Consider the following 25,568-nt stretch of genomic DNA (forward strand, 5'->3'; position numbering starts at 1 on the left):
TTCACCTGTGGGAGCGGGCGCGCCCGCGAAGAGGCCCACCCAGGCAATACAATGAAAGGCACCCATCGCGGTGCCTTTTGCACATCTGCAGAAACGCTTTACAGCCTGCCAATTCATCAGGTTAGAATCGATTGGCACGCGACTTGCCAGTCAAGTCCTCTTTCCGCAATACCCCGGAGTACCTGCCTTTGGATGCAAGCACCATCAACAGCCTGTTCCTGATCGGCGCATTGCTGGTGGGCGCAAGTATCCTGGTCAGTTCGCTGTCGTCGCGCCTGGGCATCCCTATCCTGGTCATCATCCTCGCTGTCGGCATGGTCGCCGGGGTCGATGGTGGCGGCATCATCTTCAACAACTACCCGACCGCCTACCTGGTGGGCAACCTGGCGCTGGCCGTGATCCTGCTCGACGGCGGCTTGCGCACGCGGGTAGCGAGCTTCCGCGTGGCACTGTGGCCGGCGCTGTCGCTGGCCACCATCGGCGTGATGATCACCACCGCCCTCACCGGCCTGGTCGCCGCCTGGCTGTTCAACCTGAGCCTGATCCAGGGCCTGCTGATCGGCGCCATCGTCGGCTCCACCGACGCCGCCGCGGTGTTCTCGCTGCTTGGCGGCAAGGGCCTGAACGAGCGGGTCACCGCCACCCTGGAGATCGAGTCGGGCAGCAACGACCCGATGGCGGTGTTCCTCACCGTCACCCTGATCGACATGATCGCCAGCGGCCAGACCGGCCTGCACTGGAGCCTGCTCACTCACCTGCTGCGCGAGTTCGGCATCGGCGGGCTGCTGGGCCTGGGCGGCGGCTGGCTGATGCTGCAACTGGTCAACCGCATCAAGCTGGCTGGCGGCCTGTACCCCATCCTGGTGATCGCCGGCGGCCTGGTGGTGTTCTCGCTGACCAACGCCCTGCACGGCAGCGGCTTCCTCGCCGTGTACCTGTGCGGCCTGGTGCTTGGCAACAAGCCGATCCGCAGCCGCCACGGTATCCTGCACATGCTCGACGGCATGGCCTGGCTGGCGCAGATCGGCATGTTCCTGGTGCTGGGGCTGCTGGTCACGCCCCACGACCTGCTGCCCATCGCCCTGCCGGCGCTGGGTCTGGCGCTGTGGATGATCCTGGTGGCACGGCCGCTGTCGGTGGTCGCCGCACTGCTGCCGTTCAAGGCTTTCCATGGCCGCGAAAAGGGCTTTATCTCCTGGGTCGGCCTGCGCGGCGCGGTACCGATCATCCTTGCGGTGTTCCCGTTGATGGCCGGCCTGCCGGACGCCCAGCTGTTCTTCAACCTGGCCTTCTTCATCGTGCTGGTGTCGCTGCTGGTGCAAGGCACCAGCCTGCCGTGGATGGCCAAACTGCTGAAAGTGACGGTTCCGCCAGACCCGGCACCAATCTCCCGTTCTGCCCTGGAAGTACACATCACCAGCGAGTGGGAAATGTTCGTCTACCGCCTGGGTGCCGAAAAATGGTGCATCGGCGCCGCCCTGCGCGAGTTGAAAATGCCCGAAGGCACGCGGATCGCGGCGCTGTTCCGGGGCGAACAGTTGCTGCACCCGTCGGGCAGCACCGTGCTGGAAGTGGGTGACATGCTTTGCGTGATCGGCCACGAGCACAACCTGCCGGCCCTGGGCAAACTCTTCAGCCAGGCGCCACAACGTGGCCTGGACCTGCGTTTCTTCGGCGACTTCGTGCTCGAAGGCGATGCCGAACTGGGTGCGGTGGCAGCTCTGTACGGCCTGAAACTCGACGGCCTGGACGCGAAAATGCCGCTGGCCCAGTTCATCCGACAGAAGGTCGGAGGCGCTCCAGTAGTAGGTGACCAGGTCGAATGGCATGGCACGATCTGGACCGTGGCCACCATGGACGGGAACAAGATCCAGAAAGTAGGCGTCAGATTCCCCGAAGGAACGCGACCCGGACCAGGATTGTTCCTCTAAACTTCGTTTCTGCCGGATCCACAAGTAGCCTGCCTATGTCACTGCGCGTGTACCTTCGCACAGCCCTCCTCGGGCTGTGTCTGTCTCTCTCTTTTGCAGCCACTGCAGCAGAAGCCCCGACCACCGCCAGCATCCAGAACAGCCTCGACAAGATCGCCGAGCGCAAGCTGCCCGAGGCCGAGCAGAAAGCCCTGCAGCAGGTGCTGGAGCAAACCCTCAGCCTGCTCGCCAGCAAGGAAGACAACGAGAAGAAGCTCGCCGCGCTGAAGCAGCAGCTGACCGGCGCGCCGAAAGAAACCAGCGACAGCCAGCGCGAACTGGCCAAGCTCAAGGAAAGCAAGCCTCAGCCGGTGGCCCAGCGGTACGCCACCCTGTCGGTGCCGCAACTGGAGCAGATGCTCAGCGAGCGCAGCACCCTGCAGGGTGAGCTGCAGAAAGCGTTGTCCGAAGCCAACAGCCTGATCATCAACTCGCAAACCCGCCCGGAACGCGCCCAGGCCGAAATCAGCAACAGCCAGGCGCGTACCCAGCAGATCAACAACATTCTCAAGACTGGCAAGGACGCCGGCAAACCGATCAACGCCGACCAGCGCAACCAGTTGAATGCCGAACTGGCCTCGCTGAACGCGCTGACCCTGCTGCGCCGCCAGGAGTTGGCCGGCAACAGCCTGCTGCAAGACCTGGGCAACGCCCGCCACGACCTGCTGATCGAGCGCGCCGCGCGCCTGGAGCAGGAAATCCAGGACCTGCAGACCCTGATCAACGACAAGCGCCTGGCCCAGTCCCAGGAAGCGGTCACCCAGCAGTCGATCGAAGCCCAGAAAGCCGGCGGCAGCAGCCTGCTGGCCACCGAAAGCGCGGTCAACCTCAAGCTCTCCGACTACCTGCTGAAAAGCACCGACCGCCTCAACGAACTGACCCAGCAGAACCTGCGCACCAAGCAGCAGCTGGACAGCCTGACCCAGGCCGACCAGGCGCTTGACGAGCAGATCAACGTACTCAAGGGCAGCCTGCTGCTGTCGAAAATCCTCTACAAGCAGAAGCAGACCCTGCCGCACCTGAAGGTCGATCGCGACCTGGCCGACCAGATCGCCGACACCCGCCTGTACCAGTTCGAAGTCAACCAGCAACGCGAGCAGATGAGCAGCCCGGTCACCTACGTCGACAAACTGCTGGCTGCCCAGCCACAGGAAGAGGTGACGCCACAGCTGCGCAAGGCCTTGCTGGAAGTGGCGATTACCCGCAGCGACCTGCTCGAGCGGTTGAACCGCGAGCTGTCGGCGCTGCTCAACGAATCGATCACCCTGCAGCTCAACCAGAAGCAGCTGCTGGACACCGCCCAGAGCCTGCGCACCACCCTCGACGAGCAGATGTTCTGGATCCCCAGCAACAAGCCGCTGGACTGGGACTGGCTGCGCTATGTGCCGGAGCGCCTGGCCGACCAGGTGGCCAACCTGCCGTGGGGCTCGGGCCTGAAGGAGCTGGGCGACGGCCTGAGCCAGCGCCCGTTGCTGTTCCTGCCGTTGCTGCTGGTGATCGGCGCCCTGCTGTGGCGGCGCAAATACCTGTACCAGCGGCTGGGCAAGGTGCACCAGGACATCGGCCATTTCCGCCGTGACAGCCAGTGGCACACGCCCCAGGCGATCCTCATCAACATCCTGCTGGCGATGCCGGTCAGCCTGGGCCTGGCCCTGTGCAGCTACGCCCTGCAGATCGATGCCCGCGGTCAGAATGCCAACCTCGGTGCCGCCCTCTGGCAACTGGCCCAGGCCTGGCTGGTGTTCTACACCGCCTACCGCATCCTCGCCCCGGGCGGCGTGGCGGAAATCCACTTCCGCTGGCACAAGCCGCAGGTCGAGTTCCTGCGCGGCTGGGTGCGCCGCCTGGGCACCGTGGTACTGGCACTGGTCGGGGTGGTGGCCGTGGCCGAACATCAGCCCTCGGCGCTGGCCGATGATGTGCTGGGCATTGGCGTAGTACTGGCCTGCTACGCCCTGATGGCCTGGCTACTCAGCCGCCTGCTGCTCAGCAGCCCGGCACACCGCGACACCTCGCTGTTCCGCAAGGCCGTGGGCGTAGCCTTCACCGCCCTGCCCATCGCCCTGTTCGTGGCCGTGTGCTTCGGCTACTACTACACCGCGCTGAAACTTACCGACCGTCTGATCTATACCTTGTACCTGCTGCTGTTCTGGCTGGTGATCGAAGCCGCTTTCGTGCGTGGCCTGTCGGTGGCGGCACGGCGCCTGGCCTACCAGCGCGCACTGAGCAAGCGGGCAGCGGCCAAGGAAGGGCTGGATGGCGAAGTCATCACCGAAGAACCCACGCTGGACATCGAACAGGTCAACCAGCAGTCGCTGCGCCTTATCCGCCTGGCGTTGCTTGGCGGCTTCATCGCTGGCCTGTACTGGGTGTGGTCGGACCTGATCTCGGTGTTCGCCTACCTCAACAACTTCGTCCTCTACGAATACACCAGCGGCACCGGCGCCGCCGCCAGCATGGTGCCGATCAGCCTCGGCGACCTGCTGGGCGCACTGGTGATAGTCGGCATCACCTTTGCCCTGGCCGGCAACTTGCCGGGCCTGCTGGAAGTGCTGGTGCTGTCCCGCCTGAACCTCGCCCAGGGCAGTGCCTACGCCACCACCACGCTGTTGTCGTACACCATTGTCGGTATCGGCATCGTCAGCACCCTGTCGACCCTGGGGGTCAGCTGGGACAAGCTGCAATGGCTGGTGGCCGCGCTGTCGGTGGGCCTGGGCTTTGGCATGCAGGAGATCTTCGCCAACTTCATCTCCGGCATCATGATCCTGTTCGAGCGCCCGGTACGGATCGGCGACACCATCACCATCGGCAACCTGTCGGGCACGGTGAGCAAGATCCGCATCCGCGCCACCACCATCACCGACTTCGACCGCAAGGACATCATCGTCCCCAACAAGACCTTCATCACCGGCCAGCTGATCAACTGGTCGCTGACCGACACGGTCACCCGGGTAACGCTGAAGCTGGGCATCGACTATGGCTCGGACCTGGACCTGGTGCGCGATCTGCTGCTCAAGGGCGCCCAGGAGAACCCACGCGTGCTCAAGGACCCGGAGCCGATCGTGTACTTCCTCAACTTCGGCGAGAGCTCGCTGGACCACGAGCTGCGCATGCACGTACGCGACCTGGGCGATCGCAACCCGACGCTGGACGAGATCAACCGCTACATCAACCGCGAGTTCAAGGCGCACAACATCAAGATCTCGGTGCGCCAGGTCGAGGTGTTCCTGATGGACTCTAAGGGCGGCAAGCAGCAGCTGATTCCGATGGAGCAGCCGAAACCGGATGGCACTGCTTCGGCCTGAGTGGGCTCTAATACTTTATTCTGTGCAGAATCCCTGCGAGGGCTTCGCCCTCGTTCGCGGGCGCGCCAGCTCCCACAAGGGCCGCGCCGCTCTCAGGCACTGCGCAATACCTGTGGAAGCGGGCTTGCCCGCGAAGGGCCGCAAAGCGGCCCCAGTCCATCAATTTCTGGAGCCGGCCCCGTGAAAGCCCTCGACCAACTCACCTTCGACAACCGCTTCGCCCGCCTGGGCGACGCGTTCTCCACCCAGGTCCTGCCCGAACCCATCGCAGACCCACGCCTGGTGGTAGCGAGCGAGTCGGCCATGGCGCTGCTCGACCTCGACCCGGCCCAGGCAGAACTGCCGGTTTTTGCCGAACTGTTCAGCGGCCACAAGCTATGGGAAGAGGCCGACCCGCGGGCGATGGTCTATTCCGGCCATCAGTTCGGCTCCTACAACCCGCGCCTGGGTGATGGCCGCGGTCTGCTGCTGGCCGAAGTGCTGAATGACCAAGGCGAGCACTGGGACCTGCACCTCAAGGGCGCCGGACAGACGCCCTACTCGCGCATGGGCGACGGCCGCGCCGTGCTGCGCTCCTCGATCCGCGAGTTCCTCGCCTCCGAGGCCCTGCACGCCCTGGGCATTCCCAGCAGCCGGGCACTGTGCGTGATCGGCTCGAGCACCCCGGTTTGGCGCGAAACCCGCGAGAGCGCGGCCATGCTCACCCGCCTGGCGCAGAGCCATGTGCGTTTCGGGCATTTCGAATACTTCTACTACACCAGGCAGCCAGAACAGCAGCGCGTGCTGATCGACCACATACTGGAACAGCACTACCCCGAATGCCGCGATGCCGAGCAGCCCTATCTGGCCATGTTCCGCACCATCGTCGAGCGCAATGCCGAGCTGATCGCCCGCTGGCAGGCCTATGGTTTCTGCCACGGGGTGATGAACACCGACAACATGTCGATCCTCGGTATCACCTTCGACTTCGGCCCATACGCCTTCCTCGACGACTTCGACGCCAACTTCATCTGCAACCACTCCGACGACCGTGGCCGCTACAGCTACGCCAACCAGGTACCGATCGCCCACTGGAACCTCAGTGCACTGGCCCAGGCGCTGACCACGGTGATCGAAGTAGAACCGCTCAAGGAAGCGCTGGGCCTGTTCCTGCCGCTGTACCAGGCGCACTACCTGGACCTGATGCGCCGGCGCCTGGGCCTGACCACCGCGGAAGAGGACGACATGGCGTTGGTAGAGCGCCTGTTGCAGTGCATGCAGAGCGGTGGTGTGGACTACAACCTGTTTTTCCGCAAGCTGGGCGATCAGCCCTTAGCCGAGGCGCTGAAGGTGGTACGCGACGACTTCATCGACCTGGCCGGTTTCGACGCTTGGGGGGCGGACTACCTGGCCCGCTGCGAACGTGAAACGGGCAATGCCGAGGGTCGGCGGGAACGGATGCACGCGGTGAACCCGCTGTATGTACTGCGCAATTATCTCGCACAGAAAGCCATCGAAGCGGCCGAAGCGGGGGACTACAGTGAAGTGCGACGGCTGCATGAGGTGCTGAGCAAACCCTTTGAAGAGCAAGCCGGAATGCAGGCCTACGCCGAGCGGCCACCGGAATGGGGCAAGCATCTGGAAATCAGCTGCTCTTCCTGATTAACACCGAACCCTGTGGGAGCGGGTTTACCCGCGAACACCGGCGCAGCCGGTGCCAGCCACCGCGTCCTATTCTTCGCGGGTGAACCCGCTCCCACAAGGAATCGTGCAAGCCATACTGGAGATGAAATGTCCGACCCACTGGTAATCCCCTGCCCCCACTGCAACGGCCTCAACCGCCTGCCCGCCGAGCGCCTGGGCGACGCGCCGAAATGCGGCCGCTGCAAACAGGATGTGCTGCTGAGCACCCCCTTCGAACTTACCGAAGCCAGCTATGCCAGCCAGATCAAAGGCGACATGCCGCTGCTGGTCGATATCTGGGCCGACTGGTGCGGCCCGTGCAAGTCCTTCGCCCCCACCTTCGAACAGGCCGCCCGCCAGCTGTCTGGCCGCTGCCGCCTGGCCAAGCTCGACAGCGAAGCCAACCGCAACCTGGCCGGGCAACTGGGCATTCGCTCGATCCCCAGCCTGCTGCTGTTCAGGAATGGCCGTGAAGTCAGCCGCCAGGCTGGGGCGTTTCCACTCCAGTCGTTGCTGGATTGGTTGCGTAGCCAGGGGGTCTAAGCGTTCTCTTCGAGCAGCGAATGCAACTCGACAAACTGCTGGGTCAGCTTGTGCTTGGGCTCCAGGTGAATCAGCGGCAGGCTGGCATGGTGCGACTCACGCATTTTCACCGAGCTCCCCAGGTACACCGGTAGCACCGGCAGGCCTTCTTCCAGCAGTTCATCGAGCATCTGCTGCGGCAGGCTGGCGCGGGACTGGAACTGATTGACCACGATGCCTTCGACCATCAGGTCTTCGTTGTGGTCTTCCTTGAGCTCTTCGATCTCAGCCAGCAGGCCGTACAGGGCCTGGCGCGAGAAGCTGTCGCAGTCGAAAGGAATCAACACGCGATCGGCGGCGATCAGCGCGGAAACCGCATAGAAGTTCAGTGCCGGCGGGGTATCGATATAGATCCGCTCGTAGTCCTCGTCCAGTTCGTCGAGGAGCTTACGCAGCTTGTTGATCTTGTGCTTGGCCTCCAGTTTGGGCTGCAGGTCGGCCAGTTCAGCCGTGGCGGTGACCACGTGCAAGTTGTCGAACGGGGTTTCATAGATATCGACCTTGTTCTTCTTGCTGAACGGCCCGCTGGACAGGCTCTGCTTGAAGAAATCGGCAATTCCCATGGGGATCTCCTCGCCGGTGAGGCCGGTGAGGTACTGGGTCGAGTTGGCCTGGGCATCCAGGTCGATCAGCAGTGTCCGGTAGCCTTCATTGGCACTGACCGCCGCCAGGTTGCAGGCAATGCTCGACTTGCCCACGCCACCTTTCTGATTGAACACCACGCGCCGCATGATTGACCTCCGTGTATCAACGAATGCCCGAGTATGTGGCGCCGCTGCGGCAATGGCCAGTGCCATTTGACCGGGAGCGACAGTCTTGTGCTGCCGGCGATGTGGCCAGATCAGGGCAACTACACTACCCCGCCAGCCACCTGCCCCGTAAGCAACTCCGCAAATGCCTTGGCCATCACCGAATTGCCCCGCTCGCGCTGCACCAGCCATACCGCCGACATCGCCCCTTCATCCAGCAGCGTGCGATAAACCACCCCCTCGATACGCATGCGCTGGAACGACGCCGGCAGCACCGATACCCCAAGCCCTGCCGACACCAGCCCGATGATGGTCATCGCCTCCCCCGCCTCCTGAGCAAAATGCGGGCTGAAACCTGCCTCGCGCGCCAGGCTCAGCAACTGTGCATGCAACCCGCTGCCATAGCTGCGCGGGAAGAACACGAACGGCTCATTGGCCAGGGCGGCCATGTGCACGCCATGCTCCGTGGCTTCGGCCAATGGATGCGAGGCATTGATCACCACCACCAGCGGCTCGCGAAACAGCTCGGTGACCACCAGCCCTTCTGGCAGCGGCATCGGCCGCATCAGCCCGACCTCGATGGACTCGTCGAACACCCCTTCTGCCACGTCGCGACTGCTCATTTCCTTGAGGTTCAGGTGCACCGCCGGGAAGCGCTGGCGAAACGCGTGGATGGCCTTGGGGATCTTCGAGGTGAACGGTGCCGAGGAGGTAAAGCCGATCTTCATCTCCCCCAGCTCCCCCAACTGCGCACGCCGGGCGACATCGGCGGCCTTTTCCACCTGCGCCAGCACCAGGCGGGCTTCCTCGAGGAACAACCGCCCCGCCTCGCTCAGCTCGACCCGACGGTTGGTACGCTCGAACAGCCGGGCCCCCAGCTCCTGCTCCAGCGCCTGGATCTGCTGACTCAAGGGTGGCTGCGAAATGCCCAGCTGCTGGGCGGCGCGGCCAAAATGCAGCTCTTCGGCCACGGCGATGAAGTAACGCAAATGGCGCAGTTCCATGATCAGCTCCGAACAGGTCGTAAAACATCTCAAATAGGTCGAACAATATATTGGATCTAATCATTAGCCAGCTATATGCTTTTTTTCATTGCGCCAGAGGTGCCCCCCGTGAAAACTGCTGTAGCTCCCCTTCCCGCCGAGCCAGAACCTGCCCCGCTGAACGAAATGTGGATCGAAAAAGGCACCCCCGCCTTCATGAAGACCGTGCTGGCGCTATTCAGCGGCGGCTTCGCCACCTTCGCCCTGCTGTACTGCGTGCAGCCGATGATGCCGTTGCTGTCGAAGGAATTTGCCATCAATGCGGCGCAGAGCAGCCTTGTTTTGTCGGTGTCCACAGCCATGCTGGCGTTCGGCCTGCTGATCACCGGCCCTATCTCCGACCGCATCGGGCGCAAGCCGGTGATGGTGTTTGCCTTGGTCTGCGCGGCCCTTTCCACCCTGGCCAGCGCGGTGATGCCGAGCTGGGAGCTGGTACTGGCTACCCGCGCCCTGGTCGGCTTGTCGCTGAGCGGCCTTGCGGCTGTGGCGATGACCTACCTGAGCGAAGAAATCCACCCGCAGCACATCGGCCTGGCCATGGGCCTGTACATCGGCGGCAACGCCATTGGCGGCATGAGCGGGCGCCTGATCACCGGCGTGCTGATCGACTTCGTCAGCTGGCACACGGCGATGCTGACCATCGGCGGCCTGGCCCTGGTGGCGGCGCTGGTGTTCTGGAAGGTGCTGCCCGAATCGCGCAATTTCCGCCCGCAGGCGATGAACCCACGCAGCCTGCTGGATGGCTTCGTCATGCACTTCAGGGATGCCGGCCTGCCCTGGCTGTTCCTCGAAGCCTTCCTGCTGATGGGCGCCTTCGTCACCCTGTTCAACTACATCGGCTACCGCCTGCTGGCCGAGCCTTATCACATGAACCAGGCGCTGGTCGGCTTGCTGTCAGTGGTGTACCTGTCTGGCATCTACAGCTCGGCGCAGGTCGGCGCACTGGCTGACAAACTGGGCCGGCGCAAGGTGTTCTGGGCCAGTATCGTGGTAATGGCGGGCGGCTTGCTGATGACCCTGGCCAGCCCGCTGGTGATGGTTATCGTAGGCATGCTGGTGTTCACCTTCGGCTTCTTCGGTGCGCACTCGGTGGCCAGCAGCTGGATTGGCCGGCGGGCGCTGAAGGCCAAGGGGCAGGCGTCGTCGCTGTACCTGTTCAGTTATTACGCAGGGTCGAGCGTGGCCGGGACGGCGGGCGGGGTGTTCTGGCACCAGTGGGGCTGGAATGGCATTGGGCTGTTCATCGGCAGCCTGCTGGCGGTGGCTCTGCTGGTGGCGTTGCACCTGAGCAAGCTGCCACCAAAAACTGCTTGAGGCCCATTCGCGGGTAAACCCGCTCCCACAGGGACCTCGCTACATATGAGAGCAGCGCTGTACCTGTGGGAGCGGGTTCACCCGCGAAGAGGGCCAGTGGCTCAGTTGATGATCTCAACCATATCCACATCAACCTCCCGGCTCATCAGGTGTTTCTCTACCTCACCGGTCAGCTTGACCTTGGTCTTGTCGTTGAACGGCGTCGGCGGCAGGTCTTCGTCGTCGATTTCAACGGTGATGGTGCCGGTACTGTCCTTGAACTCGTACTTGTCGTCGTTGTTGATCTTCTTGGTCACGAAGCCTTGCAGCACCACTGGGGTGTCGTCGGCAGCATCGTTGGCCGCAGCTACGGTGGTGACCGACTGGGCGCCGGGGCCGGTGTAGCCGGCAGCCAGGGCGGCAGTGCTGAACAGAGGGGCGAGGATCAAGGCGAGGTAACGGATTTTCATGGGACAGGTCCTGATTCGATTTCGATGGAAACAGCCTACCGCTGCTGGCTGAAGCCAACCTTAATCAGCACTGGCCTCATCCAGCGCCAACCCCAACTGCGCCTGCAGCCGCTCCCCGACAACTTGCAACTGCAAACTGCGGACCTGCGCGCCGTCAAGCTCCAGCGCATGCAGCCACCCCAGCAGTGGCGCAGGCTCGCCCTCGAGGCTTACGTCCACCTGACCGGCCCGTGCCTGCAACCCGGTAATTTGCAAACCGGCGGCCAGTGCGCGCTCGTTCAGAACAGCGGGTGTCAGCACCGTCACCGCTTCCCCGGCCAAGGCCGGGCCTGTCGAAACCCGTTGCAGATGCCCGCTGAGCTTCAGCTCATGCGCATGGGCGAGCTCGGCCTGTTGCGAGCGCTGCTTGCCGGGTACCCAGGCAAACTGCCAGAGCAGGACCATGGCCAAACTCCAGAGTGCGGCCAGGATCACGGCCCTTCGATCACCGGGTATCGATTGCCATTGGCCTATCAAGGCCTGCTCAATCCACCGCATCAGCGAATCTCCCTGAAAGTCAGGGTCGCGCGCACAACCTGCTCGACCTGCCGGGCTTGATCCATCAGCACGGCAGGGGCCCGCTGGCGCAAGCGCTCAAGGTCATCGAAACCTTGCGCAACCACTTCCATGCGCCACCCTTCACTGGGACTGGACACAGCCCGTTCAACCGTGATGTTCCCGGTTTCCACCAATTGCTCCGTGAAAGAAACCAGCCCCTCGACGGTAGTCTTCTCCCGGGGACGGAATTCCAGTGCCCTGATCTGTGTGGCCAGGTCACCTGCGACAGACTGCCCGGGCGCCCAACGCAGAAACGTCTGAAGATTCTCGGCATGTAGCTGTGCTGTACGTTCCGACAGCCATTCAGCACGCAGATGTTCCGCCAGGCACACCATTGCGAAGGCCAGCAGCGCTCCGCCCGCCAGGGAGGGCCAGGGCACGATCAGGCTGCGTCGCCGAAATGGCCCCTGACGCAGGTCCAAGGCCTTGGCCCGACCTTGGATGAAGGTGTGAAAGGCGCTATCGACGGTTTGGTTGTGGAGCGCCTGCCCTGCATCAGCAGGTTCGGCCGGCCGCTCCATCAGCGGCAGTTGCCGCACCAGGACCTCGGCTGCCTGGGGGCCGGCGACCAGCCAAGGCCCACCATGCCCACCCAACAACCAGCGACCCTCGAGCCACAGTGCACGGGGCTGCTCGGCGCCCAGCAGGTCGGCATCGACATGGATCCCGAGCGGGTCGATTCCCTGGCTTTTCAACAAGGCCATCAGGCTGGCCAGAACCTGACGCTCTATCACCAGAGCCCGGCGATGCCCCTGCGCATCCGGCGGGCCGAACACCAGATGCAGCGTTTCCAGCGGCGCTGCCAAATGGTCTTCGGCAGCGTAGACCAATGTTTCAGGCTTGGGCCGCTTGCCCGGCACAGGACCGATCTCGCAACTGCCCAGCATCTCCATAGGTACCACCACGATAGCAGGACCGGTGAGCGTCAAAGCCAGCTCCTCCAGTCGTGCCTTGTGCAGGCTGCCATCCGCCGCACGCAGCCACACCGGCCACCGCGCATCGGCCGCCGCAACCCCTTCCGGCAACAGGTACAGCCAATTCTCACTCATCTGCTCTTTGCTCCCGCATCGCAGAAAACACACGCCGCACCACACGAACCTGATGCGTGTCCAAATCGATCTCCAGGTCGCTGTACAGGTACATGCGCTTACCTGCCATCTCTGCCTGCACCTCCAGGCGAAACCAGCGGCTGGTCACGGCCAGCCCGCGCCTGTCCAGACCCACGCCCTCCAGTTGGGGCAGAGCCAAAAAACGTTCTACCGTGGGGTAACCCGCTTCGGGGCGCTCGCTTACCAGTTGGCTTGCCACCGTAAGCGACACCTCGGCGGACGCCGCAAGCAGTAGCGCCGGGACCGTGTTGATGTTGAGCCGCGCCTCCTTGGGCAACACCACTACCCAAGGCTGCAAACGCGCCATTACCTCAGCAGAAACACCCGGCAACGTACGCAACTGGGTTGGGTCGAGCATCGGCTGGCCAGCGAGCCCTTCCAAAGCGGGTGGTTCCACCTGCAACGAATGGCACAGGCGCTCCCAGCGCTTGAGCAGCAGCGGGTCGGGTGCCTTGCCTGCCATCAGGGCGCCGAGGTTCAAGCGGCCCGAGAGGTCCTCCAGCTGCAGGCTCAGTTGCCCCTGACCAAGGCTGAGCGCTCGGGGCTGGGCCCAGGATTGTCGAACATGAGTGACCTGCAGTACTTCGCCTACCTCACGGCGCAAGCTCGCCAGGGCATGCTGCTCGCCGGCCTGAGCCAAACGCAGCAAGCGCGACGCTTCGATCTGCTGGCTGACACCACCAATCAGCAGTTGATGGCTGCGCAACATACCGGCTGACAGCAACGTGAGCAGCGCCATGACAAGCAGCACGGTGATTAGCGCCAGCCCCTTTTGACGTTGCCCCCTCATGGGCTGGTGCCTCCCAGCGGCAGTACCCGCCGGATCTGTTGAAAACGCCTGGTCGACAGTGTCACCTCCAGCGCCTGCGGTGGCACCGGCCGGCGCTGGGCCATTGGCCAGCGCGCCTGCCAGCCGCTACCGGGCACGTGCAGACGCCAATGCAGCTCGCCTACACCTTCGAGCAAACGCTGCGGGCGTGGCTGACCTTGCCCCAGCGTGCGTCGCTGGCGCCACAGCACGCCGTCTTCGAGCCAGTACTCGACAACCCTCAGCTCGCTGCGCTTGAGCGCTTGGCTGCCTTGTTCGCTGGCCAACCAATGGGCCCGAGTGCCGTTCAGCAGAATGCCGTAACCGCCCTTGCCCAGGCTCGCGGGCGCATACCCCAGCATGGCGTCGCGCTGGATCAAGCTCATGGCCCTGCCCAGCGCACGCAGCTCATCGGCCTGTGCGTGGCGTGCGTACTCGGCACGCATGAACACATCGAGCACACGCGCACTTCCGATTGCCAGGACGGCAAAGATAGCGAGCGCCAACAGCAACTCGATCAAGGTGAAGCCCCCCTGGCGGGTCATCCTGCCCGGGCTAGCGCGGCGCATCCGCCATCCCCAGCCACCCCGTGGCCTGATGCAACACCTGGCGATCCGCAGCAAGGCCCACACGTACCTGCACTTCCAGCAAGCCACCCACGCCCAGACGGCGGCTTTCGTGCAGAGTCCAGCGGTGTTGACCGAACATGACCTCCAGGCTCCGCTGGCCGGGAGCCGGCGCAGCTTGCAGGCCCAGCTCCGTCAGGTGGTTGTCGGCCACCCAGCTAGCCAATAGGCGCTCTCGAACCCCCTGCGATTGCGCCAGTACATGCTGGCTGGCCGTGGTCACCGCCACGGCCAGCACCGCGAAAATCGCCAGCGCCACCAACACCTCCAACAGGGTGAAGCCGCGTTCAGTGCACGAACTGGGGGTCATTGAGGCCATCACTCGACACGGAAACAAGGCGCACATTGTCTACCTCGAAATGCAGGGTAAACGGCGTGTGCTCGTCATTACCGTACATCAGCAGTTGCGGCGCCCCGCCAGCCAGGGCATGCGGCACAGGCAACCCATCGATCTCCAAGCGCAGGTCCAGGCCAATATCGCGATGCCTGCCGACTGCCTCCCAGCCATCCTCAGAGGCTTTGAGCAGTTGGTAGCCCTGGGCATCGATGCGAATTCCTTGCGTCAGCCCTTCCAGCACCGCCTGCTGCCGCGCGTACTGCACCAACTGGAGGAAGAGGTTGGCCTCCTGGCTGGCCACACGCTGCGGATCTCGTGCGAACGTAAACCCGGCCATGCCCATTACAATGCCCAGCAACAGCATCACCAGAAGCAGCTCCAGCAGGGTGAAGCCTCGAGTGCGGCGCGGTTTCATTCAGACCAGTTACCGATATCAGCATCCATTTCCTCACCGCCCGGCTGGCCGTCGCCGCCCAGGGAGTAGAGGTCATAGCCCTGGGTCGAACGGGTTCCTGGGCTTGCGTACTGGTAATGCGAGCCCCAGGGGTCGGTTGGTGTGCTCTTCAGATAGCCTTGGGCACTCCATTGACGTGGCAGTGGCGCCACCGTGGGGCGTTTCACCAAGGCGTCCAGCCCTTGCGCGGTTGTCGGGTAGCGGCCGTTGTCCAGACGGTAGATTTCCAGTGCGGTGGAAATTGACTGGATATCGGTGCGAGCTGCGGTCAGCTTGGCATGGTCGGGACGGCTCATGACGTTGGGCAGCACCAGCGCGCCAAGAACCCCCAGGATAATGACCACCACCATGATTTCGATGAGAGTGAAGCCGCGTTCGGCGCGGCGTGATGAACGCATGGACATGTCAGTTGACCAGTTGGTTGAGGTTGAGGATCGGCAGCAGGATGGCGAGCACGATGAACAGCACGATGCCCCCCATCACCAGCAGCATCAGGGGCTCACAGAGGCTCACCAGCAAGGAAATACGCCCTGCCAGTTGTTTGGCCTGAAGGTCTGCGGCACGTTCGAGCATGGTGTCCAGCTCACCGGCGCGTTCGCCGCTGGCGATCATGTGCAGCATCAGCGGTGGCAAGGCTTCGCTGCGTGCCAGGCAGTTGGCCAGCGTGGTGCCCTCGCCCAGCTCACGGGCGGCCCGCAGCAGGCGCTCGCGTAGAATCAGGTTGCCGATCACGCCCGCGCTGATGTTCATCGCTTCGACCAATACCACGCCGCTGCGCCCCAGGATCGCAAGGGTGCTGATGAAACGGGCCGCTTCACTGGCCCGGACGAACTCGCCATATCCGGGCAGGCGCAGTGAAAAGCCATGCCATTGCCTGCGCCGTGCCGGTTGGCGAAGGGCACAGGCAACCAGTGCGATGGCCATGGCCAATAGCGCCAGCGCTGCCAAGCCGTAATGGTTCGTGGCATCGCTCAAGGTGATCAGCACTCGCGTTGCCAGCGGCAGTTGTGCATGGTCATGCGAAAAGGCCTGCACCACGTCTGGCACCACATAGCCCAGCAGAAAACCCACCACCAGCAACGAGACAACCAGCAGGATCACCGGGTAAACCATCGCCAGCTGTACCTTCTGCCGCAGGGCCTGATGGTTCTCGCCATGCTCGGCCAAACGCTCGAGCACACCTGCCAGGTGGCCGGAACGTTCGGCAGCGGCCACGGTGGCCCGATAAACCATGGGAAATGCCTGTGGGTAATGCGCCAGGGCCTGCGCCAGCGCATGGCCTTCGGCAACCCGCTCAGCCACGCCGCGCAATACCTGACGTACGTGGCGCGGCGTACTCTGCTCGGCAACTGCCTGCAACGCCTCGGTCAACGGCACCCCGGCATGCAGCAGAGTCGCCAGCTGGCGCGTCAGCAGCGAGCGCCGGGCCAGACTCAGGGTATTGCGTGCCAGCAACCGGGCCAAAGGGGATGCCCCCAAGGGGCTCATGCTCAGCACCAGCAACCCTTGCTCGCGCAATGTTTGCCGGGCCTGGCGCGCACCCGACGCTTCCACGGTGCCTCGCTGGCGCACACCCTTTGCATCCTGGGCCTGATAGCGGAACAGCGCCATGTCAGTCCTGCCCCGTCACGCGCAGCAGTTCTGCCACGCTTGTCTGCCCCTGGCAGACACGCTGGACGCCATGCTGGAACAGGCTTGGTGTATCCACGCGGATCAATTCGAGCATGTCGTCCTGAGACGCCCGGGCATGAATCGCCTGGGCCAGCGCGGGCTTCACCACCAGCATCTCGTGCAACGCCAGGCGCCCGCTGTAACCCAGCTGGCATTCGCTACAGCCCTGCGCCTTGTAGAGCCGCGGTGGCAATTCGGCCGGGTGGCCCAGGACGCTCGCCGTGGCCTCGTCCACTTCATGTTCGACCCGGCAATGGGGGCAAAGCCGTCGCACCAGGCGCTGGGCCATGATCCCGGCCAGCGAAGATGCGAGCAGGCAAGTATCGATGCCCATGTCGGCAAGGCGTGTGATTGCGCCCAGAGCGCTGTTGGTATGCAAGGTGGACAGCACCAGGTGGCCCGTCAGCGAGGCCTGCACCGCAATCTCGGCGGTCTCCCGGTCGCGGATCTCGCCCACCATGACCACGTCGGGGTCCTGTCGCAAGATGGCACGCAGCCCCCGGGCGAAGGTCATGTCGACCTTGGTGTTGACCTGGGTCTGGCCGATGCCGGGAAGGTAGTACTCGACCGGGTCTTCGACGGTGAGGATATTGCGCGATACCTGGTTGAGGTACGAAAGCGCGGTGTACAGCGTTGTGGTCTTGCCGGAACCGGTGGGCCCGGTGACCAGGAAAATGCCATGTGGTTTCGCCAGCATGCGCATGAAGCCAGCACGCACAGAGCCGGGCATCTGCATATGGTCGATGTCCAGACGCATTGCCTGTTTGTCCAGCAAACGCAGTACCACCCGCTCGCCATGGGCGGCGGGCAAGGTCGACACCCGCACATCCACTTCGTGGCCGGCCAGGCGCAGGCTGATCCGGCCATCCTGAGGCACGCGCTTCTCGGCGATGTCCAGGCGCGCCATGACCTTGATGCGCGAAACCAGCAGTGCAGATAGCTCCCGTGGTGGCGCCAGCACTTCGCGCATGACGCCGTCGATACGCATGCGTACGCGCAGCTGATGCTCGAAGGTTTCCAGGTGGACGTCCGAGGCCCGGGCCCTCACCGCCTCGCTGAACAAGGCATTGAGCAGGCGGATGATCGGCGCATCGTCCTGTTGCTCCAACAGGTCGCTGGTTTGCGGCAAGGCTTCAGCCAGCTGCGCCAGGTCGATTTCCCGGTCCAGGCCCTGAACAACGGCCTGCGCCGCATCCTGGCCGGGGCCGTAGCAACTGGCCAGGCGCTCGGCGAAGTCGGCATCGCTGACACGCCGCAGGTGCCAGTTGCTGCCCACTACACGGCAGGCCTCGGCAAGGGCTGCCAGCGAAGTGCCTTCTCGCATCAGCAAGGCAGGCTCAGCCGCCTGGCGGTCGAGCAGGATGCCGTGACGTCGGGCAAAGCTGAACGGCAGGTCGCTGTTCATGAGCGTGGCCCTGACGCGCCGGGCAGAGCCTGCGACTCGAACATCTGCCGGGGATCTTCCGGCAGGGTCGAATCATCCGCAGCGCGTACCCCTTCGTAGGCGCGTCGTCCCGTCTCGACCAGCTCGGCCTGGCTGCGCAGAATGGTCGGGCGCAGGAAGACCATCAGGTTGGTCTTTTCCTGAGTATCGCTGCGCCACCGGAACAGACCGCCCACCCATGGGATTCGGCTGAGCAGCGGAACACCGCGCTCTACCTTGCGCACGCTGTCCTTGATCAGGCCGCCGATCACGATAATCTCGCCATCGGCGGCCAAGATGGTGCTTTTGAGCGTGCGCTTGTTGGTGATCAGGTCGTTCTCGGCCGTGCTGGGTGCAATTTCCGAGCTCTCCTGCTCGACCTCGAGGCGCAGGCTGCGCCCTTCATTGATGTGCGGGCGCACCTTCAGGCTGATACCGATGTCCTTACGCTCGACTGTGGTAAAGGGGTTCTCCGAACCACTACCGGGGGTAACGTAGGAGCCGGTCTTGAACGGCACGTTCTGGCCTACCAGGATCTGCGCCTCCTGGTTGTCCAAGGTCAGCAGGCTCGGCGTCGACAACAGGTTGCTGCGGCTATTGCTGGCCAAGGCCGAAACCAGCGCGGCAAAACGGTCCGAGCCAATGGCCAGGGCGACGCCCCCCGGCAGCTTGGTTTCCTTGCCCAGCAGGTCGGCCAGGGCAGCACCACTTTCGCTGAAGGTAACGCCGCCTTTGAGGCCACCTTTGTCGATGCCCCATTGCAGGCCCAACGCTTCATCGATGCTGCCACTGACTTCGACGATTGCCGCATGGATCAGCACTTGCGCCCGGGGCTGGTCCAGTTGTTGGATGATCTGCTCCACGCGGCTCAGCGTCTGCGGCTCGCCCATTATCACCAGAGCGTTCTGGCTGGCATCGGCCTTGACCATGGCCTCGCCGGGGAGGTCCGCGCCCAGAGCCTTGGTGCCCGGCGTACCATCGAGCCGCTTGCCCACCTCACCCAATACTTCGGCAAGCTGCTCGGCACTGCTGTGTTGCAGGCGTACCACCCGCCAGTTCTGCGAAGTGGCCGTAACCGGTACATCCAGCGAGCGGGTCAGTTGCGCAAGACGTTGCCTGGACTTGATCGGGCCCAGGATCAGAAGACGGTTACCGTTCATGTCAGCCAGTACCCGAACGCCGCTGTCCGGGCCACCGGCGGCGGCTTCGACCACCGGGAACACAACCTCGGCCTGGGCTTTGCGCAAGGTCACCAGTTCATGATCATGCCGCTGGCCACTGTCGAGCTGCAGGACCAGGTTTTCCAGGCGGTCCAGGTTGGCTGCGGAGTCGGTGATCACCAGGGCGTTGGCGGAGCTGGACGGTCCAATGTAGCCATTGCTGGAAACCAACGGCCGCAGCAAGCCGGCCAGATCGGCAGCGACACTACCCGACAGGTTGAAAACCCGTGTGGTGACCGCTGCCGGTATGGCCTCCACCTGCTGGTTTGCCCAGGCCTTGGCTTCGCTTGCAGGCAGCACCAGCAAGCGTTCGCCGTCGTTCACGGCGGCAAAGCCCTGGGCATTGAGCACCGAGTAGAACAGCCGCCGTATCCCTTCGCGATCGAGCGCCTCGTTCGAAAGGACGGTGATGCGCCCCTGCACGCGCGGGTCGAGAATGATCGGCTGGTCAAGGATCGCCCCCACCTCACGCACCACGTCGCGCACGTCGGCATCGCTCATCGCCAGTTGCCAGGTGGGTGCCTCAGCAAGCGCCAGAGCGCAGGCAAGGGTTAAAGAGGCGCCGAACGAGGCGGCGCGCAGATATCGCATCAAAGTCATTGCACCTCCCGCAACAGGCGGGCTGAGGGGTCTGAAACAGGGCGCGGGCGGGTTGCCGCACCCGTGGGCAGAAATACAGGGGGCGTATCGTTGGACAACGACACGACTTCCTCGCGGCCGTCGATCCACAGCACGATGGAACGCACATTTATTTGGCGCAGCACGCCATGGCCAGGTAACCGGTCTCCGACGCGATAGATAGCCTCGCCGCTATCGCTTCTCACTAACGCTCGGGCATCGCCCTGGCTGGAAACGAAGCTGGCCTTGAGGGCGATATCCGCCCGGCTCGACTGCCGTTGACCCGGCGCCTGAAAGCCGAACGCCAGGGCCAAGGTAGCCGCCGACAATGGTTTTTCCGGCAAAGCCGCTGTCGTCACCGGCGGGTCCTGGACGACCGGGGGCGCAACTGCGGGATAAACGCTTTCACGCCATGCCAGGCAGGCAAGCGTTACCAGCGCGAACGTCAGCCAAATCAGATACGACGAGCGCTTCATCGTAATCAGGGCAGCATCCGCCTCAGCACGCGCCGCCCGGACAGCTCATGCAAGAGCACGGCGGCGATGTGCATCGAAACGCCGAGTCCTAGCAACAGGCAAGAAGCGATGTGAGTCTTGAACCAGACGTTGTGCCAGAACGGGTCGCTCAGCATGGGCGCGATTGAGAACCAACCGAACACATCGATGACCCGATCCATCATCAGCACACCGGACAACAGCACGATAGCCGTGGTCCAGTACAAGCCCTCATGGGCGACATGAGCGATGCGCTGGTGCTTGAGATGGTCATGCGGGCTGCGTGGTTTGGGTCTGGTCAGGCGCAACAGCCAGCGCAGCATGAATATCGGAATGAACAGCGTCGTCATGGCCACATTGACGAATGCCACAAAGTGGCGTGTGGCGGGGGAGACATTCAGGTACGCCACGTAGAAACCGCTGATCAAGACCCAAATGATGACCGTGGCAGAGATCCAGTGCAGGAGGATCTGCTGCCAGCAATATTTTTGTACTTGCATAGATAGTACTCGAGGAGCCTGGCCCCACCGGAAGGGGCCAGGTCAGACGCTTTACTTCTCGGTCCAGGCCATGTTCCAGTGGGAACCAACACCTGGCTCGAACTGGGTGGCATCTGCGGAGTACTGCAAGCAGTAACCCGAGTTGGGGAACGGCTGGCACTCGTAGACCTTGCCATTCTTAGGCTGCAGCACTGTTGTGCCAGCCTTGTAGCTCGACAGCGATTCCGGGAAAACGAAGTCGTGAGACCCATCGCCAGCCGCTTTGAGCTGAACCGTCTTCTCGTCCTGCAGCAGCACCCGCTCACGCTTGTCCACACCTACGACCTTGAGGGTATGCTCGCCTTCGGTACTTTCGACATTCAGCACGAACGGCTCGGTGCCGTTGACGCTCTGGCGCGAGTAAGAAACCTGCTTCTTGTTGGTATCGAACAACCGCGCTGTCACTGTCAGGGCCTTGTTGGTCATGACGGTGAAATCCACACCACCTTTGCCATCGGTGATCGTGTATTCGGGTTTGACATCGTGCAGGTGCATCGTGGCCTGCTCGCCAGCGGCGCTTTCAAAGTGCAGAAGGTAGTTGGTCAGCCCACTTTCGGCTTTGGCGAAGATGCTGTTGGAACCCTGCACGGGCTCGATATTACCGTCCGCATCCATTTTACCGGCACGTACCAACGTCTGGGTTTCGTTGATCTGCTTGGCAAGCTTGTAAGCCCAGTTGGCAGCGATGGCTTCTTCGGCATTTTCGATCTTGATGCTTACATGGTTTGCAGTACGCTCCCCATTGGCATCGAATGCCCTGGCAGTAACTTTGTCCCCTACTTCTAGGTCACGGCTGGCGCTTATTTCAGCCAGGCGCGGCCACTCAGGGACCGGGCCGCCATCCAGTTGGATATCGACGTCAGCGACACTGTGGAAAGCCTTATCGGTATCGCCAACCTTCCAGACGGCGAGAATCACGTGCTGGCCCGAACGGTCAGCAGGCAATGTGCAGCTGTGCCTTGGATTGGTGCCGGTACCTTTTGCTGGTATCTGGTTGCTGCCATCCAACGCACAGAACGGGGTCGAATCGAATGAGTCACGGGTCAGCGCAGCGTTGGGGTTCCAATCCGCCTTGGTAATGAAGTACTCCCACGACCGCACCGGATGCGGGGCTTCATAATGCCAGTCGAACTGCATGTTACGGTCCACGACCGGGGTCAAATGCCAGCGATTGGCTGATTGCTCATCGAGTGCGGAAAAGTCTCCCCGAACACCACCACTGGCGATTTTTCCATTCTCGGGACCTTGGCTTGGAAAGCGCCCTATCACTTCGCCGACCGACCACGGTTCGTACTGGGCACCTCCGCAGTTGACGTTCAGGTTTTTAAAACCTGCATGGCAGAGCGCTGCTCGAGACGGAGGGTCAGCCAGGTAACCATGTGCATTGGCGATTTGCGCCTGCAAACCTGCACCTACGATCGCCATCCACACACCGGTGGCGACAACGCTTTTTCGCAGGGTCTTTCTTGTATTCATCACGAACTCCGAACGCATTGCTGGTTAAATGCGTAAAGGCACATTTATTGAAATGCAATGCACCTTCAGCGCGAATGGAGCGCGGAGAGTAAAGAAAACAACTTTGCGTTCATGTAGGAATAAACCTGGCAGGCCGCGGTCTTTTCTCGCGGCCTTGAGGCAATTTCCATGTAGGGACTTTCGAAACAAAAGCGTTAAAGACGCGAGAAGGGATTACTATCGATCTTCAATGTCGAGAACTTCCTCTACATCGAAAGATTCACAGCGACATGCAACTTTCTTGGTGAAACGCTGACATGTAACTTGAACAAGCCTGTTCAACATCAGGGAAATATCCCCAATCTGATGCGAACAGGCTTGCGAAAGACTCCCCGACCCGAAACCTCGGGGAGCCTCGAATCAAGCGTGATATTGCGCCGACAGCTCATGCACCGCGTTGATGAACACGCCGGCGTGCTCTGGGTCGACTTCCGGTGTGATGCCGTGGCCAAGGTTGAACACATGGCCTGTGCCGTGGCCATAGCTGGCCAGGATACGCGCCACTTCCTTGCGGATGGCCTCGGGCTTGGCGTACAGCACGGTCGGGTCCATGTTGCCCTGCAGCGCCACCTTGTCACCCACGCGGCGGCGGGCATCGCCGATCTCGCAGGTCCAGTCCAGGCCCAGCGCGTCGGCGCCGGCTTCGGCGATGCTTTCCAGCCACAGGCCGCCGTTCTTGGTGAACAGGATCACCGGCACCTTGCGCCCCTCGTGCTCGCGGATCAGGCCGCTGACGATCTTGCGCATGTAGGCCAGGGAGAACTCCTGGTAAGCCGCCGCCGACAGGTTGCCGCCCCAAGTGTCGAAAATCTGCACGGCCTGGGCACCAGCGAGGATCTGGCCGTTGAGGTAGCTGGTGACCGACTGGGCCAGCTTGTCCAGCAGCAGGTGCAGGGCCTGCGGGTTGTCGTAGGCCATGGCCTTGGTCTTGCGGAAGTCCTTCGACGAGCCGCCTTCGACCATGTAGGTGGCCAGGGTCCACGGGCTGCCGGAGAAGCCGATCAGCGGCACGCGGCCGTTGAGCTCGCGGTGGATGGTGCTGACCGCGTCCATCACGTAGCCCAGGTCTTTCTGCGGGTCGGGGATCGGCAGCGCTTCGATGTCGGCCGGGGTGCTGATGACCTTCTTGAAGCGCGGGCCTTCGCCGCTTTCGAAGTACAGGCCCAGGCCCATGGCATCGGGGATGGTGAGGATGTCCGAGAACAGGATCGCCGCGTCCAGCGGGTAGCGGTCCAGCGGCTGCAGGGTAACCTCGCAGGCGAACTGCGGGTTCATGCACAGGCTCATGAAGTCACCGGCCTTGGCGCGGCTGGCGCGGTACTCCGGCAGGTAGCGGCCGGCCTGGCGCATCATCCACACCGGGGTGACGTCTACGGGTTGCTTGAGCAGTGCACGCAGGAAACGATCGTTCTTCAGGGCAGTCATGTCGGCATCCGGAAAAAAAGTGCGGGCATTTTCTCAGACGCCAGCGCAAAAGGCACGGTCAAGGCCATGCGTTTTGTCTATTGGATGCCATGGATCAAGGATTTTTGTATACAAAAATGCCTTTGGGGCTACTTTGCAGCCCGTCGCGACACAAGGCCGCTCCTACAGGAAGTACGCGATCCCCTGTAGGAGCGGCCTTGTGTCGCGACGGGCCGCAAAGCGGCCCCATAATCAATCAGACTTCCAGGTAGTCCAGGATACCTTCAGCAGCAGTACGCCCTTCGAAGATAGCCGTCACCACCAGGTCCGACCCACGCACCATGTCGCCACCGGCAAACACTTTCGGGTTGCTGGTCTGGTGCTTGAACTTGCCCTTCTCCGGTGCCACCACGCGGCCCTGGCTGTCCAGCTGGATGCCATGCTGCTCGAACCACGGCGCTGGGCTTGGTCGGAAGCCGAAGGCGATGACCACGGCATCGGCCGGCAGGATCTCTTCGGATCCCGGGATCGGCTCCGGGCTGCGGCGGCCACGGGCATCCGGCTCGCCGAGACGAGTCTCGACCACCTTCACGCCTTCGACCTTGTCCTCGCCGACAATGGCGATAGGCTGGCGGTTGTAGAGGAACTTCACGCCCTCTTCCTTGGCGTTCTTCACCTCACGACGCGAACCCGGCATGTTGGCCTCGTCACGGCGATAGGCGCAGGTCACCGACTTGGCGCCCTGGCGGATCGAAGTGCGGTTGCAGTCCATCGCGGTGTCACCACCGCCCAGTACCACCACCTTCTTGCCCTGCATGTCGACGAAGTCTTCCGGCGACTTCTCGAAGCCCAGGTTGCGGTTGACGTTGGCGATCAGGAAGTCCAGCGCGTCATGCACGCCCGGCAGGTCCTCGCCCGGGAAGCCGCCCTTCATGTAGGTGTAGGTACCCATGCCCATGAACACCGCGTCGAACTCGGCGAGCAGTTGCTCCATGGTCACGTCCTTGCCCACCTCGGTGTTCAGGCGGAACTCGATGCCCATGCCGGTGAACACTTCACGGCGGTTGCTGAGCACGGTCTTTTCCAGCTTGAACTCGGGAATACCGAAGGTCAGCAGGCCGCCGATTTCCGGGTTGCGATCGAACACCACCGGGGTCACGCCGGCACGTACCAGCACGTCGGCACAGCCCAGGCCAGCCGGGCCGGCACCGATGATGGCGACGCGCTTGCCGGTTGGCTTGACCTTGGACATGTCCGGGCGCCAGCCCATGGCGAAGGCGGTGTCGGTGATGTACTTCTCCACCGAGCCGATGGTCACCGCACCGAAGCCGTCGTTCAGGGTGCAGGCACCCTCGCACAGGCGGTCCTGCGGGCATACGCGGCCGCACACTTCCGGCAGGGTGTTGGTCTGGTGCGACAGTTCCGCCGCGGCCAGGATGTTGCCTTCGGAAACCAGCTTCAACCAGTTGGGGATGAAGTTGTGTACCGGGCACTTCCATTCGCAATAGGGGTTACCGCAGCCCAGGCAGCGGTGCGCCTGCTCCACGGACTGCTGCGGCTTGAACGGCTCGTAGATTTCCACGAACTCCTTCTTGCGCTGGCGCAGCAGCTTTTTCTTCGGGTCCTTGCGGCCCACTTCGATGAACTGGAAGTCGTTGTTCAGACGTTCAGCCATTTTT

The 25,568-nt window shown here is 62.9% G+C and carries 24 protein-coding genes; 6 read left to right on the plus strand and 18 right to left on the minus strand.

All coding sequences use genetic code 11. The features are described from left to right. The first annotated feature begins 188 nt into the window (after positions 1-188). From J5M58_RS12155 to trxC, 4 genes are all read left to right on the plus strand, one after another. Complete coding sequence (locus J5M58_RS12155) at positions 189-1,931, plus strand: potassium/proton antiporter (protein WP_112249931.1); 1,743 nt, start codon at positions 189-191, stop codon at positions 1,929-1,931. Between the two features lie 35 nt (positions 1,932-1,966). Continuing rightward, positions 1,967-5,275 (plus strand): mechanosensitive channel MscK, encoded by a 3,309-nt coding sequence (gene mscK / locus J5M58_RS12160; protein ID WP_112249618.1) that lies wholly within the window; start codon positions 1,967-1,969, stop codon positions 5,273-5,275. 180 nt (positions 5,276-5,455) lie between these two features. Then, positions 5,456-6,916: a protein adenylyltransferase SelO gene (selO, locus tag J5M58_RS12165; RefSeq protein WP_112249620.1), complete on the plus strand. Its 1,461-nt coding sequence runs from the start codon at positions 5,456-5,458 to the stop codon at positions 6,914-6,916. Between the two features lie 129 nt (positions 6,917-7,045). Then, a complete protein-coding gene (gene trxC / locus J5M58_RS12170; RefSeq protein WP_112249622.1) occupies positions 7,046-7,480 on the plus strand; it encodes a thioredoxin TrxC in 435 nt (144 codons plus the stop codon). Here the strand turns inward: trxC and J5M58_RS12175 are convergent. Beyond that, positions 7,477-8,250, minus strand: a complete 774-nt coding sequence (locus J5M58_RS12175) for a ParA family protein (RefSeq protein ID WP_112249624.1) — start codon at positions 8,248-8,250, stop codon at positions 7,477-7,479. The two genes, trxC and J5M58_RS12175, sit on opposite strands and share 4 nt — an antisense overlap. A gap of 119 nt (positions 8,251-8,369) precedes the next feature. Beyond that, on the minus strand, positions 8,370-9,272 hold the full coding sequence (locus J5M58_RS12180) for a LysR family transcriptional regulator (RefSeq protein WP_207878228.1): 903 nt from the start codon (positions 9,270-9,272) through the stop codon (positions 8,370-8,372). Between the two features lie 165 nt (positions 9,273-9,437). Here J5M58_RS12180 and J5M58_RS12185 point away from each other — a divergent pair, with 165 nt between their 5' ends. After that, entirely contained in the window at positions 9,438-10,625 is a 1,188-nt protein-coding gene (locus tag J5M58_RS12185) for an MFS transporter (RefSeq protein ID WP_243432324.1), read from the plus strand. Positions 10,626-10,726: 101 nt separating this feature from the next. On the opposite strand, the gene J5M58_RS12190 is transcribed toward J5M58_RS12185, so the two are convergent. The 4 genes from J5M58_RS12190 to J5M58_RS12205 all read right to left on the minus strand — a co-directional run bounded on the left by J5M58_RS12190 (position 10,727) and on the right by J5M58_RS12205 (position 13,261). Continuing rightward, complete coding sequence (locus J5M58_RS12190; RefSeq protein ID WP_207878230.1) at positions 10,727-11,074, minus strand: YgiW/YdeI family stress tolerance OB fold protein; 348 nt, start codon at positions 11,072-11,074, stop codon at positions 10,727-10,729. Positions 11,075-11,134: 60 nt separating this feature from the next. Then, the gene (locus J5M58_RS12195; protein ID WP_220087572.1) at positions 11,135-11,518 is read right to left on the minus strand and encodes a hypothetical protein; all 384 of its coding nucleotides are present in this window, start codon (positions 11,516-11,518) and stop codon (positions 11,135-11,137) included. 92 nt (positions 11,519-11,610) lie between these two features. Beyond that, positions 11,611-12,720 (minus strand): type II secretion system protein GspL, encoded by a 1,110-nt coding sequence (gene gspL / locus J5M58_RS12200; RefSeq protein ID WP_207878231.1) that lies wholly within the window; start codon positions 12,718-12,720, stop codon positions 11,611-11,613. Beyond that, complete coding sequence (locus J5M58_RS12205) at positions 12,713-13,261, minus strand: type II secretion system protein GspK (protein WP_207878233.1); 549 nt, start codon at positions 13,259-13,261, stop codon at positions 12,713-12,715. The genes gspL and J5M58_RS12205 overlap by 8 nt, the downstream gene beginning before the upstream one ends. An 84-nt stretch (positions 13,262-13,345) precedes the next feature. Here J5M58_RS12205 and J5M58_RS12210 point away from each other — a divergent pair, with 84 nt between their 5' ends. Continuing rightward, entirely contained in the window at positions 13,346-13,498 is a 153-nt protein-coding gene (locus tag J5M58_RS12210; protein WP_181457293.1) for a hypothetical protein, read from the plus strand. A 68-nt stretch (positions 13,499-13,566) separates the two neighbouring features. On the opposite strand, the gene J5M58_RS12215 is transcribed toward J5M58_RS12210, so the two are convergent. From J5M58_RS12215 to J5M58_RS12270, 12 genes are all read right to left on the minus strand, one after another. Beyond that, positions 13,567-14,157: a type II secretion system protein GspJ gene (locus J5M58_RS12215; RefSeq protein ID WP_112249636.1), complete on the minus strand. Its 591-nt coding sequence runs from the start codon at positions 14,155-14,157 to the stop codon at positions 13,567-13,569. Further along, a complete protein-coding gene (gene gspI, locus J5M58_RS12220; RefSeq protein ID WP_112249638.1) occupies positions 14,144-14,524 on the minus strand; it encodes a type II secretion system minor pseudopilin GspI in 381 nt (126 codons plus the stop codon). Before gspI ends, J5M58_RS12215 begins: the two co-directional genes overlap by 14 nt. Next, complete coding sequence (gene gspH, locus J5M58_RS12225) at positions 14,502-14,966, minus strand: type II secretion system minor pseudopilin GspH (RefSeq protein WP_112249641.1); 465 nt, start codon at positions 14,964-14,966, stop codon at positions 14,502-14,504. Before gspH ends, gspI begins: the two co-directional genes overlap by 23 nt. Then, entirely contained in the window at positions 14,963-15,409 is a 447-nt protein-coding gene (gene gspG, locus J5M58_RS12230) for a type II secretion system major pseudopilin GspG (RefSeq protein ID WP_075046635.1), read from the minus strand. The genes gspH and gspG overlap by 4 nt, the downstream gene beginning before the upstream one ends. A 1-nt stretch (position 15,410) precedes the next feature. After that, complete coding sequence (gene gspF, locus J5M58_RS12235; protein ID WP_112249643.1) at positions 15,411-16,616, minus strand: type II secretion system inner membrane protein GspF; 1,206 nt, start codon at positions 16,614-16,616, stop codon at positions 15,411-15,413. A gap of 1 nt (position 16,617) precedes the next feature. Further along, on the minus strand, positions 16,618-18,081 hold the full coding sequence (gspE, locus tag J5M58_RS12240) for a type II secretion system ATPase GspE (protein WP_112249645.1): 1,464 nt from the start codon (positions 18,079-18,081) through the stop codon (positions 16,618-16,620). After that, positions 18,078-19,919 carry a type II secretion system secretin GspD gene (gene gspD, locus J5M58_RS12245; RefSeq protein WP_112249647.1) on the minus strand — a complete coding sequence of 614 codons (1,842 nt, stop codon included), beginning with the start codon at positions 19,917-19,919 and terminating at the stop codon, positions 18,078-18,080. The genes gspE and gspD overlap by 4 nt, the downstream gene beginning before the upstream one ends. Next, on the minus strand, positions 19,916-20,413 hold the full coding sequence (locus tag J5M58_RS12250; protein ID WP_207878235.1) for a type II secretion system protein N: 498 nt from the start codon (positions 20,411-20,413) through the stop codon (positions 19,916-19,918). The genes gspD and J5M58_RS12250 overlap by 4 nt, the downstream gene beginning before the upstream one ends. A 5-nt stretch (positions 20,414-20,418) precedes the next feature. Next, entirely contained in the window at positions 20,419-20,931 is a 513-nt protein-coding gene (locus J5M58_RS12255) for a cytochrome b (protein WP_112249651.1), read from the minus strand. A 51-nt stretch (positions 20,932-20,982) separates the two neighbouring features. After that, positions 20,983-22,446 carry an N-acetylglucosamine-binding protein GbpA gene (gene gbpA, locus J5M58_RS12260; RefSeq protein ID WP_243432320.1) on the minus strand — a complete coding sequence of 488 codons (1,464 nt, stop codon included), beginning with the start codon at positions 22,444-22,446 and terminating at the stop codon, positions 20,983-20,985. 399 nt (positions 22,447-22,845) lie between these two features. Next, a complete protein-coding gene (gene hemE, locus J5M58_RS12265; RefSeq protein ID WP_207878237.1) occupies positions 22,846-23,910 on the minus strand; it encodes a uroporphyrinogen decarboxylase in 1,065 nt (354 codons plus the stop codon). 235 nt (positions 23,911-24,145) lie between these two features. After that, positions 24,146-25,564, minus strand: coding sequence for an FAD-dependent oxidoreductase (locus J5M58_RS12270; RefSeq protein WP_207878239.1), 1,419 nt, complete (start codon positions 25,562-25,564; stop codon positions 24,146-24,148). Positions 25,565-25,568: the final 4 nt, after the last annotated feature.

This window comes from Pseudomonas sp. 32_A, from assembly GCF_017490905.1.
Taxonomy (GTDB): Bacteria; Pseudomonadota; Gammaproteobacteria; order Pseudomonadales; family Pseudomonadaceae; genus Aquipseudomonas; species Aquipseudomonas inefficax.